General features: G+C 60.1%; 13 protein-coding genes. 2 read left to right on the top strand and 11 right to left on the bottom strand.

From position 1 onward, the window contains the following. Positions 1-11 precede the first annotated feature (11 nt). From EV281_RS09740 to EV281_RS09715, 6 genes are all read right to left on the bottom strand, one after another. Positions 12-512, bottom strand: coding sequence for an N-acetyltransferase (locus tag EV281_RS09740; RefSeq protein ID WP_184327293.1), 501 nt, complete (start codon positions 510-512; stop codon positions 12-14). After that, positions 509-1,168, bottom strand: coding sequence for a tRNA (adenosine(37)-N6)-threonylcarbamoyltransferase complex dimerization subunit type 1 TsaB (tsaB, locus tag EV281_RS09735; RefSeq protein WP_132652874.1), 660 nt, complete (start codon positions 1,166-1,168; stop codon positions 509-511). The genes EV281_RS09740 and tsaB overlap by 4 nt, the downstream gene beginning before the upstream one ends. 87 nt (positions 1,169-1,255) lie before the next feature. Then, the gene (locus EV281_RS09730; protein WP_112541816.1) at positions 1,256-1,822 is read right to left on the bottom strand and encodes a NifU family protein; all 567 of its coding nucleotides are present in this window, start codon (positions 1,820-1,822) and stop codon (positions 1,256-1,258) included. Between the two features lie 107 nt (positions 1,823-1,929). After that, on the bottom strand, positions 1,930-2,421 hold the full coding sequence (locus tag EV281_RS09725; protein WP_132652873.1) for a universal stress protein: 492 nt from the start codon (positions 2,419-2,421) through the stop codon (positions 1,930-1,932). A 75-nt stretch (positions 2,422-2,496) separates the two neighbouring features. Continuing rightward, positions 2,497-3,561 carry a tryptophan--tRNA ligase gene (gene trpS / locus EV281_RS09720; RefSeq protein ID WP_132652872.1) on the bottom strand — a complete coding sequence of 355 codons (1,065 nt, stop codon included), beginning with the start codon at positions 3,559-3,561 and terminating at the stop codon, positions 2,497-2,499. 100 nt (positions 3,562-3,661) lie between these two features. Then, positions 3,662-4,057 carry a VOC family protein gene (locus tag EV281_RS09715; protein ID WP_132652871.1) on the bottom strand — a complete coding sequence of 132 codons (396 nt, stop codon included), beginning with the start codon at positions 4,055-4,057 and terminating at the stop codon, positions 3,662-3,664. 187 nt (positions 4,058-4,244) lie between these two features. Here EV281_RS09715 and EV281_RS09710 point away from each other — a divergent pair, with 187 nt between their 5' ends. Further along, positions 4,245-4,673: a DUF882 domain-containing protein gene (locus EV281_RS09710; protein WP_132652870.1), complete on the top strand. Its 429-nt coding sequence runs from the start codon at positions 4,245-4,247 to the stop codon at positions 4,671-4,673. 42 nt (positions 4,674-4,715) lie between these two features. Here the strand turns inward: EV281_RS09710 and murJ are convergent, their stop codons facing one another. From murJ to mutS, 4 genes are all read right to left on the bottom strand, one after another. Beyond that, a complete protein-coding gene (gene murJ / locus EV281_RS09705) occupies positions 4,716-6,296 on the bottom strand; it encodes a murein biosynthesis integral membrane protein MurJ (protein ID WP_132652869.1) in 1,581 nt (526 codons plus the stop codon). Continuing rightward, on the bottom strand, positions 6,293-9,184 hold the full coding sequence (locus EV281_RS09700; protein ID WP_132652868.1) for a [protein-PII] uridylyltransferase: 2,892 nt from the start codon (positions 9,182-9,184) through the stop codon (positions 6,293-6,295). Before EV281_RS09700 ends, murJ begins: the two co-directional genes overlap by 4 nt. A 114-nt stretch (positions 9,185-9,298) precedes the next feature. Further along, the gene (locus EV281_RS09695; RefSeq protein WP_132652867.1) at positions 9,299-9,574 is read right to left on the bottom strand and encodes a hypothetical protein; all 276 of its coding nucleotides are present in this window, start codon (positions 9,572-9,574) and stop codon (positions 9,299-9,301) included. A gap of 13 nt (positions 9,575-9,587) precedes the next feature. Further along, positions 9,588-12,314 carry a DNA mismatch repair protein MutS gene (gene mutS, locus EV281_RS09690; protein WP_132652866.1) on the bottom strand — a complete coding sequence of 909 codons (2,727 nt, stop codon included), beginning with the start codon at positions 12,312-12,314 and terminating at the stop codon, positions 9,588-9,590. Between the two features lie 113 nt (positions 12,315-12,427). On the opposite strand from mutS, the gene EV281_RS09685 reads away from it, so the two are divergent. Next, entirely contained in the window at positions 12,428-14,713 is a 2,286-nt protein-coding gene (locus EV281_RS09685; RefSeq protein ID WP_132652865.1) for an NADP-dependent malic enzyme, read from the top strand. An 81-nt stretch (positions 14,714-14,794) separates the two neighbouring features. Here the strand turns inward: EV281_RS09685 and EV281_RS09680 are convergent, their stop codons facing one another. Beyond that, positions 14,795-15,670: a GNAT family N-acetyltransferase gene (locus EV281_RS09680; protein ID WP_132652864.1), complete on the bottom strand. Its 876-nt coding sequence runs from the start codon at positions 15,668-15,670 to the stop codon at positions 14,795-14,797. Positions 15,671-15,677 lie beyond the last annotated feature (7 nt).

Raw genomic sequence — 15,677 nt, 5'->3', positions numbered from 1 at the left:
CGAGAAGGGAACTACCGAAGAACGCGCTTCATGACAAGCGCCGTAGAAGTAGCCCCATTGGCGTCCTTATAATAGCCCTTGCGTTCGCCCGCCTGTTCGAAACCGAGCTTGCGATAAAGGCCGAGAGCGGCGGTATTGCCGTTATCGACTTCCAGGAACATGCTCTCGCCGCCGCGCAGGCGCGCTTCGCGCATGGCCGCCTGCATCAGCCGCCAACCGAGGCCTGAGCGCGCGACCTTCGCCTGAACGGCTATCGTGAGGATTTCCGCCTCTCCCGCAACCTGACGGGCGAGGATGAAGCCGGGCAAGGTCTTTTTCAGAATGGCATTGGTTTGGCGGGCAACGAAGCCGAAAACGGTGGTCTGCGTAAGCAGGCTGTGGAATTCGCCGTCACCCCAGGGGCGGGCAAAGCGCTCGCCATGCAGGACGGAAACGTCGAGGCAATCCTCCGGCTCCATGGCGACGATTTCGAATTCCGGCTTAAGCGTCAGATAGGCTTCTAGCATTGTCATACTCTTGCAATGGCGTAACCGGCCTGCGGTTTGGCATCGGGTCCACGCAGATAAAGGGGCTTCGGCTTTCCGGTATTCGGGTTCGCGGCAGCGCCGAGACGCGCTACGATGGAGATCGGGAAGGAGTTGGCGTAGTCGCCCGCTGCATCCGGCTTCAGGAGCGGCGTCGCCGAACCGGTTATCTCGCCGTCGAAGTCAGATGCAAAGGCCTGGGCCTCCGCAACACTCACCGCGCGGGCCTCATCGAGCGGCGCGCCATCAGCTGCAAAAGACTGTAGATAGATTTCATCCCGCTTGGCATCCATCGCTGCCAGAACGGCGCGGCCGGGCAATTTTGCGCGCTGAGCCGCCGCCATGACTTCTAGCGTGGTGATACCGACAGCGGGAATATTGAGGGAAAGCGCAAATCCACGGGCTGCCGCAACGCCGACGCGGATACCGGTAAAAGAGCCGGGACCGATGGTGACGGCAAGGCGGTCGATATCCGATAGCGCGACGCCCGCCTGTTCCAGCGCGCGGTCGATGACACCCATCAGATGTTCAGCATGTCCCTTGCCGATCATGTCCGATGCCTCCCCCAGCATCGTATTCCTGCCGCTATCGTAAACAGCGGCAGCGCAATCCACACCTGCCGTGTCGAGCGCCAGAACGATCATGCCATCAATTTCCGAATAAACTATTGTTGCCTATCCATAAATCCGTCGGGCCGAACCGCAGATGAACGCCCGACGAACTTCAGATTTTTAAGCGGCAATCACTTCCTGCACTTCCGGAACGAAATGGCGCAGCAGATTCTGAACGCCGTGCTTCAGTGTTGCCGTCGAGGACGGGCAACCGGAGCAGGATCCCTTCATGTTCAGATAGACCTTCCCGTCCTTGAAGCCGCGGAAGGTGATATCGCCGCCATCCTGGGCAACGGCCGGACGCACCCGGGTCTCCAGCAGTTCCTTGATGGTCAGCACGATCGACTCGTCGCCTTCATCGAAAAATTCGTCCCCGGCATCGACATCTTCGGAGAGGATCGAGGCGTCGCCCATGACCGGCTTGCCGGACATGAAATGCTCCATGATCGAGCCAAGAATGGCCGGCTTCAGATGCTGCCACTCGGCATTGTCCTTGGAGACGGAGATGAAATCGTATCCGAAATAGACGCCGGTGACGCCGGGAATTTCGAAAAGGCGGGCAGCGAGTGGCGAAGCCTGGGCCTCGTCGGCATTGCGGAATTCGGCCGTGCCGTTTTCCATCACGACCTTGCCGGGAAGGAACTTCTGCGTGGCGGGGTTCGGCGTGGCTTCGGTCTGAATGAACATCTCGCTCTCCATGCGGCGGGCTTCAGCCTTTGCCGTCTTTAGAATTCTTCAAAAGAAAATAAGCCCATTCTCCAGCCGATTCAAGAGACTGATACTCAAGAAATGACCTAACAAAGGGCGTCTATTTCCTCGTTGGTCAGTGTGTCTGGAAGCACGGTGACCGGAATGGGGAAAGCCGCGCCGCGTCCGGCAACGGAGGAAACCAGCGGTCCCGGTCCTTCCTTCGCAGAGCTTGCTGCAAGCACGAGGATCGCGACGTCCCTGTCTTCCTCGATGACGGCATTGATCTGCTCGGCCGAATTGCCTTCGCGAATGACGATCTCGGGCTCGATGCCGATCGTTTCGCGCACGATCTGAGCGGCCTTGGCGACGGTAGCTTCCGCCTCTTCGCGGGCTTCGGCCCGCATGATCTCCTCGACGCCGAGCCACTGCTGGAAATCGCCGGCAGGGATCACGTAGAGCAGAACGAGACCGCCATTGGAATTTTTGGCGCGCCGCCCGGCATAGTGGACGGCACGTTGGCATTCTGGTGTAGCATCGATCACCGCCATGAATTTGCGGCGATGACCTTCGAGCCGTGAGAGTCGCTTCGATACCATGGCGCGGACTCTGACACCTGCTGCGGAGAATTTGCAAGCCCCCGTTTTGCACGGGGGCTCTGCATGTCGATGGGATTAATAGAGGAAGCCGATGATCTCGCGAAGTTCGCGCATCGTCACGTCGGCGCGCGCCCTTGCCCGCTCGTTGCCATTTCGCAGGATCGCGTCGATATGGCTCGTATCGTTCATCAGGCGACGCATCTCAGCAGTTATCGGCGACAGAACCTGGATGGCGAGATCGATCAGCGCCGGTTTGAACACGGAGAACTGCTGGCCGCCGAATTCCGAGAGCACCTGATCCTTCGTCTTGTCGGCAAGTGCCGCATAGATCGAGACGAGGTTTTCGGCTTCCGGCCGGCTTTCGAGGCCGGCGGCTTCGCTCGGCAAGCCATCCGGATCGGTCTTGGCCTTGCGGATCTTCTTGGAGATCGCGTCCTCGTCGTCCATCAGGTTGATGCGCGAAAGGTCCGACGGATCGGACTTTGACATCTTCTTTGTGCCGTCGCGCAACGACATGACGCGTGGCGCCGGTCCGCCGATCAATGGTTCGACCATCGGGAAATAGGCATGTACCGGCTCATCGCCGACGGTGATGTCGATCCCGTAATTCGTCTTGCGGATGTGCGAAGCGTAATCGAGATTGAACTTCATCGCGATGTCGCGCGTCAGCTCGAGGTGCTGCTTCTGGTCCTCGCCGACGGGCACATGCGTGGCGCGGTAGACGAGAATGTCGGCGGCCATCAGGCTCGGATAGGCGTAGAGACCGAGTGAGGCCTGCTCGCGGTCCTTGCCCGCCTTGTCTTTGAACTGCGTCATGCGGTTCATCCAGCCGATGCGGGCGACACAGTTGAAGATCCAGGCGAGCTCGGCGTGCTGCGGTACAGCGGATTGATTGAAAACGATGTGCTTTTCGGCGTCGATGCCGGAAGCGATGAAAGCGGCTGCGATCGAGCGCGTCTGCGACAGCATGTCCTCGTGGACGAGCTGTGCGGTCAGCGCATGCAGGTCGACAACGCAATAGATGCAGTCGTTGCCGTCCTGGAGCTGCACGAAGCGACGGATCGCGCCGAGATAGTTGCCGAGATGCAGGTTGCCCGTCGGCTGAACGCCGGAGAATACGAGCTTCTTGAATTCACCCATGAAGTTGTCCTCGATTAGGCTGGTGGAGGGCCCCAGGGCCAAAGGCCCATGTTGCTAACGCGGGCGCTTATGCACGTGCTCAGGATTGCAATCAAGGGGTTCAGCCCGCGGCATGTTCGATCAGGTCGAAGGTGTTGCCGTAAGGATCCGCAAAGACCGCAACCGTACCGTAAACCTCGTGTCGCGGCTCTTCCTGAAAGCGAATGCCGGCGGCAAGAATCGCGGCGTGGTCGCGTGCGAAATTGTCGGTCTTCAGGAAGAAGGCGACGCGTCCGCCGGTCTGGTTGCCAATGGCGGCCCGCTGCGCCTCGTTTGCCGCTTGTGCCAACAGAAAGGCCGCCCCGTCCCCGTCCTTCGGTTTGACAACGACCCAGCGCTTGCCTTCCGGCTGCAATTCATCTTGAAGGCATTCGAAGCCGAGAGCCTCACAATAGAAGGCTTTGGCGCGGTCATAGTCATCAACGACGAGGGTGACGAGGAACAGGGATTGGGGCATGTGATCTCCTGGGATTAGTAAGTTTTTCCGTTTATGAGCAGACAAATGGCTGATTTTACGTCAAATTGATCACAACACTTAGCTAAAATTGAGTATAAAATTCCACAAAAAAGCTTTCTTTGAACAGAGAATCCTTCGACTGGCGTGACGGCCGCTTGAGCCGTCGGGGGAGCCAATCGGAGGGACCATGCAGAACGCCAGTTTGCTCGCTTTGGCGGGCCTCTTTGCCCTACAATCAGCAACCACAGCCGTCGGTCAAGATGGCCGACGACAGACCAACAGTCTCCCGAAACATGAGATGCGTCTTGCCTACACGGTTCAGACCGTCAGTGTTCGTGCCGGCTGCTTCCCGGCGCGATTGCGGGCGGTCCTGTCGCATATTGCGGCAAAGACCGGACGGCGCCCGATGATCACCTCAGGCTTTCGGCCGCATCCAAGCCGCCATGGCTCATTGCATGGAAAATGCCTGGCGGCGGATATCCGGATTCCCGGCGTTTCGGAGCGCACCATTATCGCCGCAGCCAAAACCGCGCCCGGAATTGGCGGGATTGGCACCTATTGCAACGGCATAGTTCACGTCGATGTCGGGCCGCAGAGGCGATGGGTGGATTGCTAAAAACTGTGCAGCCGCTTGGCGTCCGGAATTGCGTGAAAGGACTCAGACGTCCTTCGCCGGCGCCGGTTTGCGGTTGAGATTGCGCCGGATCATGCCGAGATCTGCTCCGCCGATCAGGAAAGCGGTTGCGAAATAGACGACCATCGAAATCGCAATCAGAAGGCCAAGCGTGCCAACCTTGGTCAATAGTGGCGTGCCCGAGGCAAGCAAGGATGCCCAATGCTGCTTGAGATAGATGATGACGGCACCCATGATGGCGGAAGCGACGATTAGCAGAGCGGCGCGTTTGGCTAGCGCCCATTCCCATGTCAGATGGCCCCGGCGCAGAAGCGTGGTGAAGAGCAGCACGGTGCTGATCCAACCGGCCGTTGCTTCAGCGACGGCGATGCCCGGAGCACCCATATAAGGAAACAGCGTCAGCGCCGTGGCGCAGTTGGTGGCAACCGCGATTGCCGAAAAGCGCATCGGCGTCCTGGTATCCTCGCGGGCGTAAAAGCCCGGCTGCAGCGCCTTGATCAGCACAAAGGCCGGCAGACCGATGCCGTAGATCGCCAGGATCGAGCCGACGATGAGGGTGTTTTCCTGGTGGAAGGCGCCGCGTTCATAAAGTACGCGAATGATCTCATCGGAGAGGATCCAGAGTGCGAAGGCGGCAGGGATCGTCAGGAACAGCACGAATTCGATCGATCGATTCTGCAGATAAGCTGCCTCGCGCAACGCGCCGCCCTTCAGCGCGCGCGCAAGTTCCGGCAGCAGCACGACGCCTACGGCGACTCCAACGACACCGAGGGGCAGCTGGTAGATGCGGTCGGCGTATTGCAGGGCGGCGATAGCGCCCTCCCGGGAGGAGGCGATCGCCTGGCCGATGAGCTGGTTGATCTGCGTGATGCCACCGGTGACGGCGGCCGGAACGGCAAGGATCAGCAGCCTCTTGACGTTCGATGTCATCTTCGGAAAGCGGAAGCCGATGCTCATGCCGGCATGCAGAACGCCGACGTAAACGACGGCAAGCTGCAGGATGCCGGCAACAAGAACGCCCCAGGAGAGATACCAAGCCGTCGCCAGCGGTTCGGCGCCCGTATAAAGCGCATAGAACAGCGCAGCGATCATCACCACGTTGAGGAAGACGGGTGCGACGGCCGCGGCAAAGAAATGATGCAGCGAATTCAGCATACCGCTCATCATCGCCGTCAGCGACATGCACATGAGGTAGGGGAACATCACCGCCGCCATGCGAATGGTGATGCCGAATTTCTCGGGATCATCGGCAAAGCCTGGCGCAATGACGAAGCGCACCAGCAATGGCATGCAGAGTTCCATCACAATGGTGATGAGCAGCAGAACCGAGAAGAGAACGCCGAACACTTCTTCTGAGAAGCGCTTGGCGCCGTCGGTGCCGTTCTCCTCGATCTCCTTGGCGAAGAGCGGTACGAAGGCAGCGTTGAAAGCGCCCTCGGCAAAGAGCCGGCGGAAGAGGTTCGGAAAGCGGAAGGCGGCATAGAAGACGTCGGCCATCGGCCCGGTGCCGAGTGCTGCAGCCATCAGCGTTTCGCGGGCAAAACCGAAGATACGACTGCCGAGGGTAGCGCCGCCGACGGTGGCGAATTTCTTGACGAGACTCATACTGAGGAACCGGCTTTCTTTTCGGCCGCGGTAGCGGCAGGCGCGATGATGCCGGATGGCATGCGCTCGCGCAGTTCGTCCTGCTCTTCGGCCATGACCGCTTTCATGCGGGCAGTGATATTGGCCCGCTTGCTGTCGCCCGAAATCTTCTGGCCGACGAGATCGGTGACATAGAAGGTATCGATGACCTTTTCACCGAACGTGGTAATGCGGGCAGATTGAATGTCGAGCGACAGATCGGAGAGCACCGCGGTCATTTCTGACAGCAGGCCCGGCCTGTCGAGGCACTCCACCTCGATAACCGTGAACTTGTTCGACAGGCTGTTGGTGATGGTGACCGATGGCGGGATGATGAAAGCCTTGCTCTTCTTGCGGTTCTTCGCGCGGGTCGCGATCACCTCGGGCAGGCGTTTGCGGCCGGAAAGCACGTCCTCGATCATCCTGCCGATCGTGGCTGCGCGACGAAGTTCGTCCTCATCGTTCGGAAATTCGCGGCTGACATGGATCGTATCGAGCGCCCGGCCATCCGACGTCGTGAAGATCTGCGCGTTGACGATATTGGCGCCGGCCGCCGCGCACGCGCCGGCAATGACGGCGAGCAGGCGGGGATGGTCGGGCGAAAGAACGGTGATTTCGGTAATGGCATGGAAGCTGTCGGTGCGCACGGAGGTTGCCAGGGCTTGTCCAGCCTTATCCGCCTGCCGGATGAAATGCGCATGGCGGATCTGATCTTCCAGCGGCACGGAAAGCAAATAAGGCTGGTAATGCAGCTTCGTGTAGGTTCGGCGATCTTTCTGGGGCCAGTCGGACAGCGCCCCATAAAGCGCCTCGGCGGCAGCCTGGGCGCGTTCCTTGCGGGATACTTCTGAAAAGCCGCCGGCGAGCAGTAGTTCCGTCTCGTAATAGAGTGTGCGCAGCAACTGGCCCTTCCAGCCGTTCCAGACGCCCGGTCCGACAGCGCGAATGTCACAGATCGTCAGGATCAGCAGCATCTTCAGCCGGTCCAGCGATTGAACACGGTCGGCAAAATCGGTAATCGTCTTGCGGTCGGTCAAGTCGCGGGTCTGGGCGACCATCGACATCGTCAGGTGTTCCTCGACCAACCAGACGACGGTCTCGGTCTGCTTCTGTGATAGGCCGAAGCGCGCGCAGAGCTTGCGGGCAACGCGCGCGCCGGCGACCGAATGGTCTTCCTGCCGGCCTTTGGCGATGTCATGCAGCAGAACCGCGATATAAAGGGCTTCGCGGTCCTCGATATGTGGCATCAGCTTGTTGGACAGCGGATGCAGTTCTTCAGCTTTGCCCTTGTCGATTTCCGAGAGAACGTCGATGGCGCGGATCAGATGCTCGTCGACAGTATAGTGATGATACATGTTGAACTGCATCATCGCGACAATCTTGCCAAATTCGGGAATGAAACGGCCAAGCACGCCGGCCTCGTTCATGCGCCGCAGGATCAATGCCGGATCGCGCTTGGACGTCAGGATCGACAGGAAAAGCCGGTTGGCCTCGTCATTGTCACGGAGGTCGTTGTTGATGAGAGCGAGCGAACGCGTGACACGCTTCAGCGCATCCGGGTGAAATTCCAAGCCATTGATATCGGCCACATGGAACAAGCGGATGATGCTGATCGGATCGCGCTTGAAGACATCGGGATTGGCAAGCGCGATACGGCCGCGATCTTCCACGAATTCGACGCTGCCTGGGATCTTGCGACTGCGGTGTGTAAAGCGGCTGATCACGCCCGTAAGGCCGGGAATCGACTTTGCCTGCTGGTCTTCAAGTGCGGCGCAGAGGATCCGCGTCAGGTCGCCCACGTCTTTGGCAACCAGGAAATAGTGCTTCATGAAGCGCTCGACGGCCGAAAGGCCGGGGCGGGAATGATAACCGAGCGCCTCGGCAATTTCGCGCTGGATATCGAAGGAAAGACGTTCCTCGGCTTTTCCGGTCAGGAAGTGCATATGGCAGCGCACGGCCCAGAGAAAGTCGTCCGCCTTTTCGAGAAGCCGGTATTCCTGCTTCGACAGAACCCCGAGCAGCACCAGATCGGCTGGATCGCGGACGTGATAATAATATTTCGAAATCCAGAAGAGCGTATTCAGGTCGCGAAGGCCGCCTTTGCCTTCCTTGACATTCGGCTCGACGAGATAGCGCGTGTCACCGGCCTTGCGGTGGCGTTCATCACGTTCGGCAAGTTTGGCGGCGATGAATTCCGGCCCGGTCCCGGTAACGATTTCCTTGTCGAAACGAGCTTCCAGCTCCGTCCCCAGTGACTTTAGCCCGCAAATGTAGCGCATCTCTAATATGGCAGTGCGGATCGTCATATCGGACTTGGAAAGCGCAATGCACTCCTCGACGGTGCGGGTTGCGTGCCCGACCTTGAAGCCCATGTCCCACAGTATGTAGAGCATGAATTCGACGGCCTTGTGCGTCTCTTCTGCCGGCTTTGGCAGGAAGAGGAAGAGCAGGTCGATATCGGAGCCCGGCGCCAAGGTGTCGCGCCCATAACCGCCGACCGCCGTGACGGCAAACTTATCCTTCTGCTTCGGAAAGATGTGCGCAGTGGCAAACTTATAGAGAATGGTGATGATCTGGTCCTGCAGCCAGGAAATGCGGTGCGCGCAATCAAGCCCGCTACCCTCGGCATCCAGCAGTTCACGTGCCTTCCGCCGCCCATCGATGCTCGCCTTCTTCAAAACGGCAAGAAGATCGCTGCGCAGTACGTCGGGACGATTGCGGTTGGCTTCGGCAATGGCGTCGCACTGTCCCTGCAGCAGTTCTACATCGAAGATCTCCGAGAAATCGATGTCGTGCGTCACCATTGGCCGGGCGGCTTCCTGCCCGGGCCGGGCCGCTTGCTCGTGGCGCGCCTCTGATTTCGTCTGCATGCGCTAAAGCCTCTTTGGCCGCCTGATAATACAGGTGTTCATATTGCATGAACCTTTAATTTTGGCGAAATGGTGTTGGCAAGCCGTCGGCGAAGGACCCTTTGCCGCAAGGCCTCAGGGAAGCGGTTGCGTCAGCAGCGTGTCGAGGACCTGCCGTGTCTCGCTCATGATGCTATCGAGGGTCGCTTTGTCGCATTCGCGATAACCAGTATCGACGATCGCGTCGCTCAGTTCACCGATTTTCAGGCAGGAACCGGTGATCTTCGCCATACCGATCGGTGTATTCCAGCCGCGCGCCTCCAGATTACCATCCGATTGTTTCATGATTTCGAGCATCGAGACGATGACCGAGAGGCGCTGGGTTTCCTGAAGCAGCTTTTCCATAAACACGGGGACGCTGCTCCTACTTCATCTTCTTTTTGAGGTCGTAAAGCGCATCGAGCGCCTCTCGCGGCGTCATGTCATCGAGGCTCATTGCCTTCAGGGCCTCCTCGACCTTGGAGGGCCCGCGCGATGTCTCCTCGCGTCGCACCGCGACCTGGAAAAGCGGCAGATCGTCGATCAGCTGGCTCGCCGGGTTTTTGCGATCGGCATCTTCAAGACGGGTCAGTACATCGCGTGCACGAGCCACGACCGACGCCGGCAGGCCGGCAAGCCGCGCGACCTGAATGCCGTAGGAGCGATCGGCAGCGCCCGGACCGACTTCATGCAGGAAGATGACGTCGCCGTCCCATTCCTTCACCCGCATCGTTGCGTTAGATAGCCGGGCGAGCTTTTCCGACAGCACCGTCAGCTCATGGAAATGCGTCGCGAACAGCCCGCGGCAGCGATTGACTTCATGCAGATGTTCGACAGCGGCCCAGGCGATGGAAAGACCGTCGAAGGTTGCCGTGCCGCGACCGATTTCGTCCAGAATGACGAGGGAGCGATCGGTCGCCTGGTTGAGAATCGCCGCTGTCTCGACCATTTCCACCATGAAGGTGGAGCGCCCGCGCGCCAGATCGTCAGATGCGCCGACACGCGAGAACAGCCGGTCGACAATGCCGATATGTGCCGATGTTGCCGGCACGAAGGATCCCATCTGGGCAAGGATGGCAATCAGCGCGTTCTGGCGCAGAAACGTCGATTTACCGCCCATGTTCGGGCCTGTCAGCAGCCAGATCGCCCCATCCTTGCCATCGGAGACGGGGGACAGATCGCAATTATTGGCGACGAAGGGACCTGTGGACTGCCGTCGCAGCGCCTGTTCGACGACAGGGTGACGGCCGCCTTCGATGGCAAACATCTTTGAGCCGTCGACCAATGGCCGGCAATAGGCTTGCTCCTCGGCAAGCAGTGCCAAACCAGCCGCAACGTCGATAATGGCCAGTGCGCGTGCGCCGGCCTTGATCGCCTCCGCCTCGGCAACCGCAGCTTCCGTCATCCGGTCGAAAGCTTCAAGCTCGATCTGCAGCGCGCGGTCGGCGGCGTTGGCGATGCGGCTTTCCAAATCCGCAAGCTCTGTGGTCGTGAAGCGCATGGCGTTCGCCATCGTCTGGCGATGAATGAAGCGGGCCTTCGCCTCAGATGTGTCGGTCATCGGGCCGGCATTGCCGGCCGTAACCTCAATGAAGTAGCCGAGGATGTTGTTGTGCTTGATCTTCAGCGACTTAATGCCGGTCTCTTCGGCATATTGCAGCTGCAAGCCGGCAATGACGCGGCGCGACTGGTCGCGCAATGCCCGGACCTCGTCCAGCTCGGCGTTGGCGCCGTCACGCAGGAAGCCGCCGTCGCGTTTCAGCAGCGGCAACTCGTCGGCGAGGGTCTCCGCAAGCAGGGTTTCAAGGGCCGATGGCAGCGCCCGCAGTTCCATGCGGGCGCGTTCCAGCTCCTCAGGCAGCAGGGCGCCGTTCAGCTGGCCCACGAGCTGCGCCGCTGCACCGAGCCCCTGGCGGATCGCCCAGAGATCGCGCGGACCACCACGATCGAGCGCCAGGCGGGAAAGTGCTCGCGGCATGTCGGGCACATGCTTCAGCGCATCGCGCAGCTCGCCGCAGAGCGACGGTTCCTGCATCAGGAAGCCGATCGAATCCAGCCGCTCGTTGATCCGGGCGGGATCAGTGAGCGGCGACATCAGCCGTTCAGCGAGCAATCGGGCTCCGCCGCCGGTGATCGTGCGGTCGATCGCCCTCAGCAACGCGCCATTACGATCGCCGGACAGAGTGCGCACAAGCTCGAGGTTGGCGCGGGTGGCGGGATCAATGAACAGCGTCGAAGCGCCGCTTTCCCGCTCCGGGCGCCCGAGCGGCGGCCGCTCGGCAATCTGCGTCTTTTCCACATAGGCAATGGCCGCTGCCGCCGCAGCAAGCTCGGCGCGTGAAAAGCTGCCGAAACCGTCAAGCGTCGAAACGTCGAAATAGCGCGCTATGCGACCCTCCGCCGTCGCGCTGTCGAAAAGCACAGCCGGCTGTGGAACGGCTGTGCGACCGAGCACGTCGAAGACCGGTTTCAGCTCGCTGTCATAAAAGATCGTATCAGGCACGATGAGCTCGCGCGGATCGATGCGCAGGATATCGGCGAGCAGCCGCGAGGCATCCGTTTCCGCTACTCGGAAAACGCCGGTGGAAATATCGATCCAGGCGAGCGCCAGCACCGGCTCGGAGGAACCGCGAATGCGCGCCAACGTCATCAGATAGTTCGATTCCGAGGGTGAAAGCAGCTTCTCCTCGGTAATAGTGCCTGGTGTGACCAAGCGGATGACGTCGCGCTTGACGACCGATTTCGAGCCGCGCTTCTTGGCTTCCGCGGGATCCTCCACCTGTTCGCAGACCGCGACGCGAAAGCCAAGCGCGATCAGCTTCTGCAGGTAGTCGTCGGCCGCATGCACAGGCACGCCGCACATGGGAATGTCCTGCCCCATATGCTGGCCGCGCTTGGTCAGCGTTAAACCAAGCGCGCGCGAAGCCTCGAGCGCGTCCTCGAAAAACAGCTCGTAAAAATCGCCCATACGATAGAAGAGCAGCGAATCCGGATTGTTCGCCTTGATCTCGATATATTGCTCCATCATCGGCGTTGCCGAGGCGCGGCTTTCCTCAGTCGCAAGCTCGGCTGCCGAGAAGGCTTCGTTTCTGCTGTCTATTCGTGCGTTCACGGAGGTGCAGTTTTTCCCAAAAAAACAGGTGCCAACCCTATCCGCGCGCCGCTATAGATGACAACAGCTATTGGGGAAGAGGAAAACGTCACCCACAGGCGTTTGGAGGAGGCATGTCCCATATGAAGAAGAAAGAACGGCCGGCGACGTCTGTTACTGACACGGAAGCGCTTGAATTTCACGCGATGGGCCGGCCCGGCAAGCTGGAGATCAACCCCACCAAGCCGATGGCGACGCAGCGCGATCTCTCGTTGGCCTATTCCCCTGGTGTCGCAGTGCCGGTCAAAGCCATCGCTACCGATCCGGCAACGGCCTACGACTATACGACGCGCGGCAACATGGTCGCCGTCATTTCCAACGGCACGGCCATCCTCGGCCTCGGTAATCTGGGCGCGCTTGCCTCCAAGCCGGTCATGGAAGGCAAATCGGTGCTCTTCAAACGTTTCGCCGATGTCGATTCCATCGACCTTGAAGTCGACACCGAAAATGTCGACGAGTTCATCAACTGCGTGCGCTTCCTCGGCCCCTCTTTTGGAGGCATCAATCTGGAAGACATCAAGGCTCCTGACTGCTTCGTCATCGAGAGCCGTTTGCGCGAGTTGATGGATATTCCCGTATTCCACGACGACCAGCACGGCACGGCGATCATCGCCGCAGCCGGCCTGATCAACGCGCTGGAACTGACCGGCCGCGATCTCAAGACCACTAAGCTCGTCTGCAATGGGGCGGGCGCCGCCGCCATCGCCTGCGTCGAGCTCATCAAGTCGATGGGCTTTGCACCTGAGAACATCATCCTTTGCGATACCAAGGGCGTCATCTATCAGGGCCGCACCGAGGGCATGAACCAGTGGAAATCGGCGCACGCGGCAAAGACCGATACCCGGACGCTGGAAGAAGCCATGAAAGGTGCGGATGTTGTTTTCGGCCTGTCGCAAAAGGGCGCCTTCTCGGAGGAGATGATCCGCTCCATGGCCGATCGGCCGATCATCTTTGCTATGGCCAATCCCGATCCGGAAATCACGCCAGAGGAAGTTTCCCGCATCCGTGACGATGCCATTATGGCGACTGGTCGTTCGGATTACCCGAACCAAGTCAATAACGTTCTGGGCTTTCCTTATATCTTCCGCGGCGCCCTCGATGTCCGCGCCACGACCATTAACGACGCGATGAAGATCGCCGCCGTGAAGGCGCTCGCGAGCCTCGCCCGCGAGGATGTGCCCGATGATGTCGCTGCCGCCTATCAGGGCAACCGCCCGCGCTTCGGGGCTCAATACATTATTCCAGTCCCCTTCGATCCGCGCCTGATATCGGCCATTCCAGCCGCCGTCGCCGAAGCAGCGATCGAAAGCGGCGTCGCCCGCAAGATCATTTCCGATATGGCAGGTTATAAGCGCGAGCTCTCGGCTCGCCGCGATCCGATCGCCTCCACGCTTGCCAGCCTTTATGAGCGCGTGCGCCGTCATCCGAAGCGCGTGGTCTTTGCTGAGGCTGAGGAAGAGCAGGTACTGCGCGCTGCCATGTCCTACGCCAATCAGCAGCTCGGCACCGCAATCCTGCTCGGCCGCGAGGACCTGATCCGAGCGACTGCGGAGCGTGCCGGTATCGATCTCAATCGTCCGGGTCTGGAGATCGTCAACGCCCGCATCTCGACTAGGGTCGACGCCTATATCGACTATCTCTATGCCCGTCTGCAGCGGAAAGGCTACCTGCATCGCGACGTGCAGCGCCTCATCCACAACGACCGCAATCATTTCGCCGCGACCATGGTGGCGCTTGGCGATGCCGACGGCATGGTGACAGGCATTACCCGCAACTATTCGACTGCGCTGGAGGATGTGCGCCGCTGCATCGATCACAAACCGGGCCATCGTGTGATCGGCGTGTCGATCGCGCTTTGCCGCGGCCGCACCGTCTTCGTTGCCGATACCGCGGTTCACGATATGCCGACGGCCGAAGAGCTCGCCGATATTGCCGAGGAGGCAGCCGGTCTTGCACGGCGCATGGGCTACCAGCCGCGCGTGGCGATGCTCGCCTATTCCACCTTCGGCCACCCCTCGGGCGAACGTTCCGAGCGTGTCCGCGAGGCGGTGAAGATCCTCGACAGGCGTCGTATCGATTTTGAATATGACGGCGAAATGTCCGCTGACGTTGCCCTGAACCGCAAGGCGATGGAGCAATATCCCTTCTGCCGCCTTTCCGGCCCTGCCAACGTCCTCGTCATGCCGGCATTCCATTCGGCATCGATCTCCACGAAGATGCTGCAGGAACTCGGTGGCTCGACGGTCATCGGTCCCATCCTCGTCGGTTTCGACAAGGCAGTGCAGATCACTTCGATGGGTGCCAAGGATAGCGATATCGTGAATATGGCCGCGATTGCGGCCTATTCTGCCGGATCCTGATAAGACAAGAGAACGGAGCGGACCACATCTGGTCCGCTCCGCATCTAGCCCGCAAAAGCGATCAAATTCCCATCGGGATGATTAGCTGGCGAAACGGCCTGCATCGGCGCCATAATAGTTCAGATAGCGGTCGGAAATGCTTGAGATCGGCAGCACGATCAGCACGTCGGTCGTGTTGAAGGCCTGATCAACAACCGCGCTGGAGCCAACCATCGCGCCGAGGCGCAGGTAACCCTTGATCAGCGGCGGCAGCGCCATCAGCGCCTTCTTCGGATTGACACCTTCAGCCGGCATCAGGTCCATGCCGCGGGCCAGATGCGGGAGGGCGCCGACGGCCCATTCACCCTTGGCGAGCACGCTGTGATAAAGGAACGAAAGAGCCAGCGCGTGGCTTTCCGGATGAACACCCGGAAAAGAGGCGCAGCCGAACATGGCGCTCATGCCGTGCTTCAGTGCATAGGCCCAGTTGCCCTGCCAGAGCAGTTCTACCGTGCGCTTGGTGCGATATTCCGGCAGCACGCAGGAGCGGCCGAGTTCCATGAAGCGCTTGTCGGGATGGCGTGCGATCAGCTCATCGATCGCAAATTCGGAAGCCGAGTAAAAACCGCCATTAGCCATGGCAACTTCCTGCCTGAGCAGCCGGTAGGTGCCGACGATCTGGTCTTCTGCATCGCCTTCGATCGAACGATCGAGAACCAGAAGGTGGTCGCAGAAAGCGTCATAGGCATCGAAGTCCCGTCCGCGGCGCATGGCGTCCGGTGGCAGCTGGGCCTTCATTTCCTCGACAAAAACGCGGTAACGCACGGCCTGCGCGGCATCGATTTCGCGTGCGGTGCGGGCGAGGCGTGTCTCAAGATTGCCGATGCGGCCCAAAACATCGCCTTCCTTCGGCGCAGCAGCCGTCGACGGCCGCGAGGCCTCGGCAGTGGCGTCACAATTGAGGATGTCAACAGACATGGCAACT

It is taken from the genome of Rhizobium sp. BK418 (assembly GCF_004341105.1).
In the GTDB taxonomy this organism is placed as follows: Bacteria; Pseudomonadota; Alphaproteobacteria; order Rhizobiales; family Rhizobiaceae; genus Rhizobium.
The sequence above is the reverse complement of the archived record's forward strand: the minus strand, read 5'-3'. Positions and strand labels throughout refer to the sequence as shown.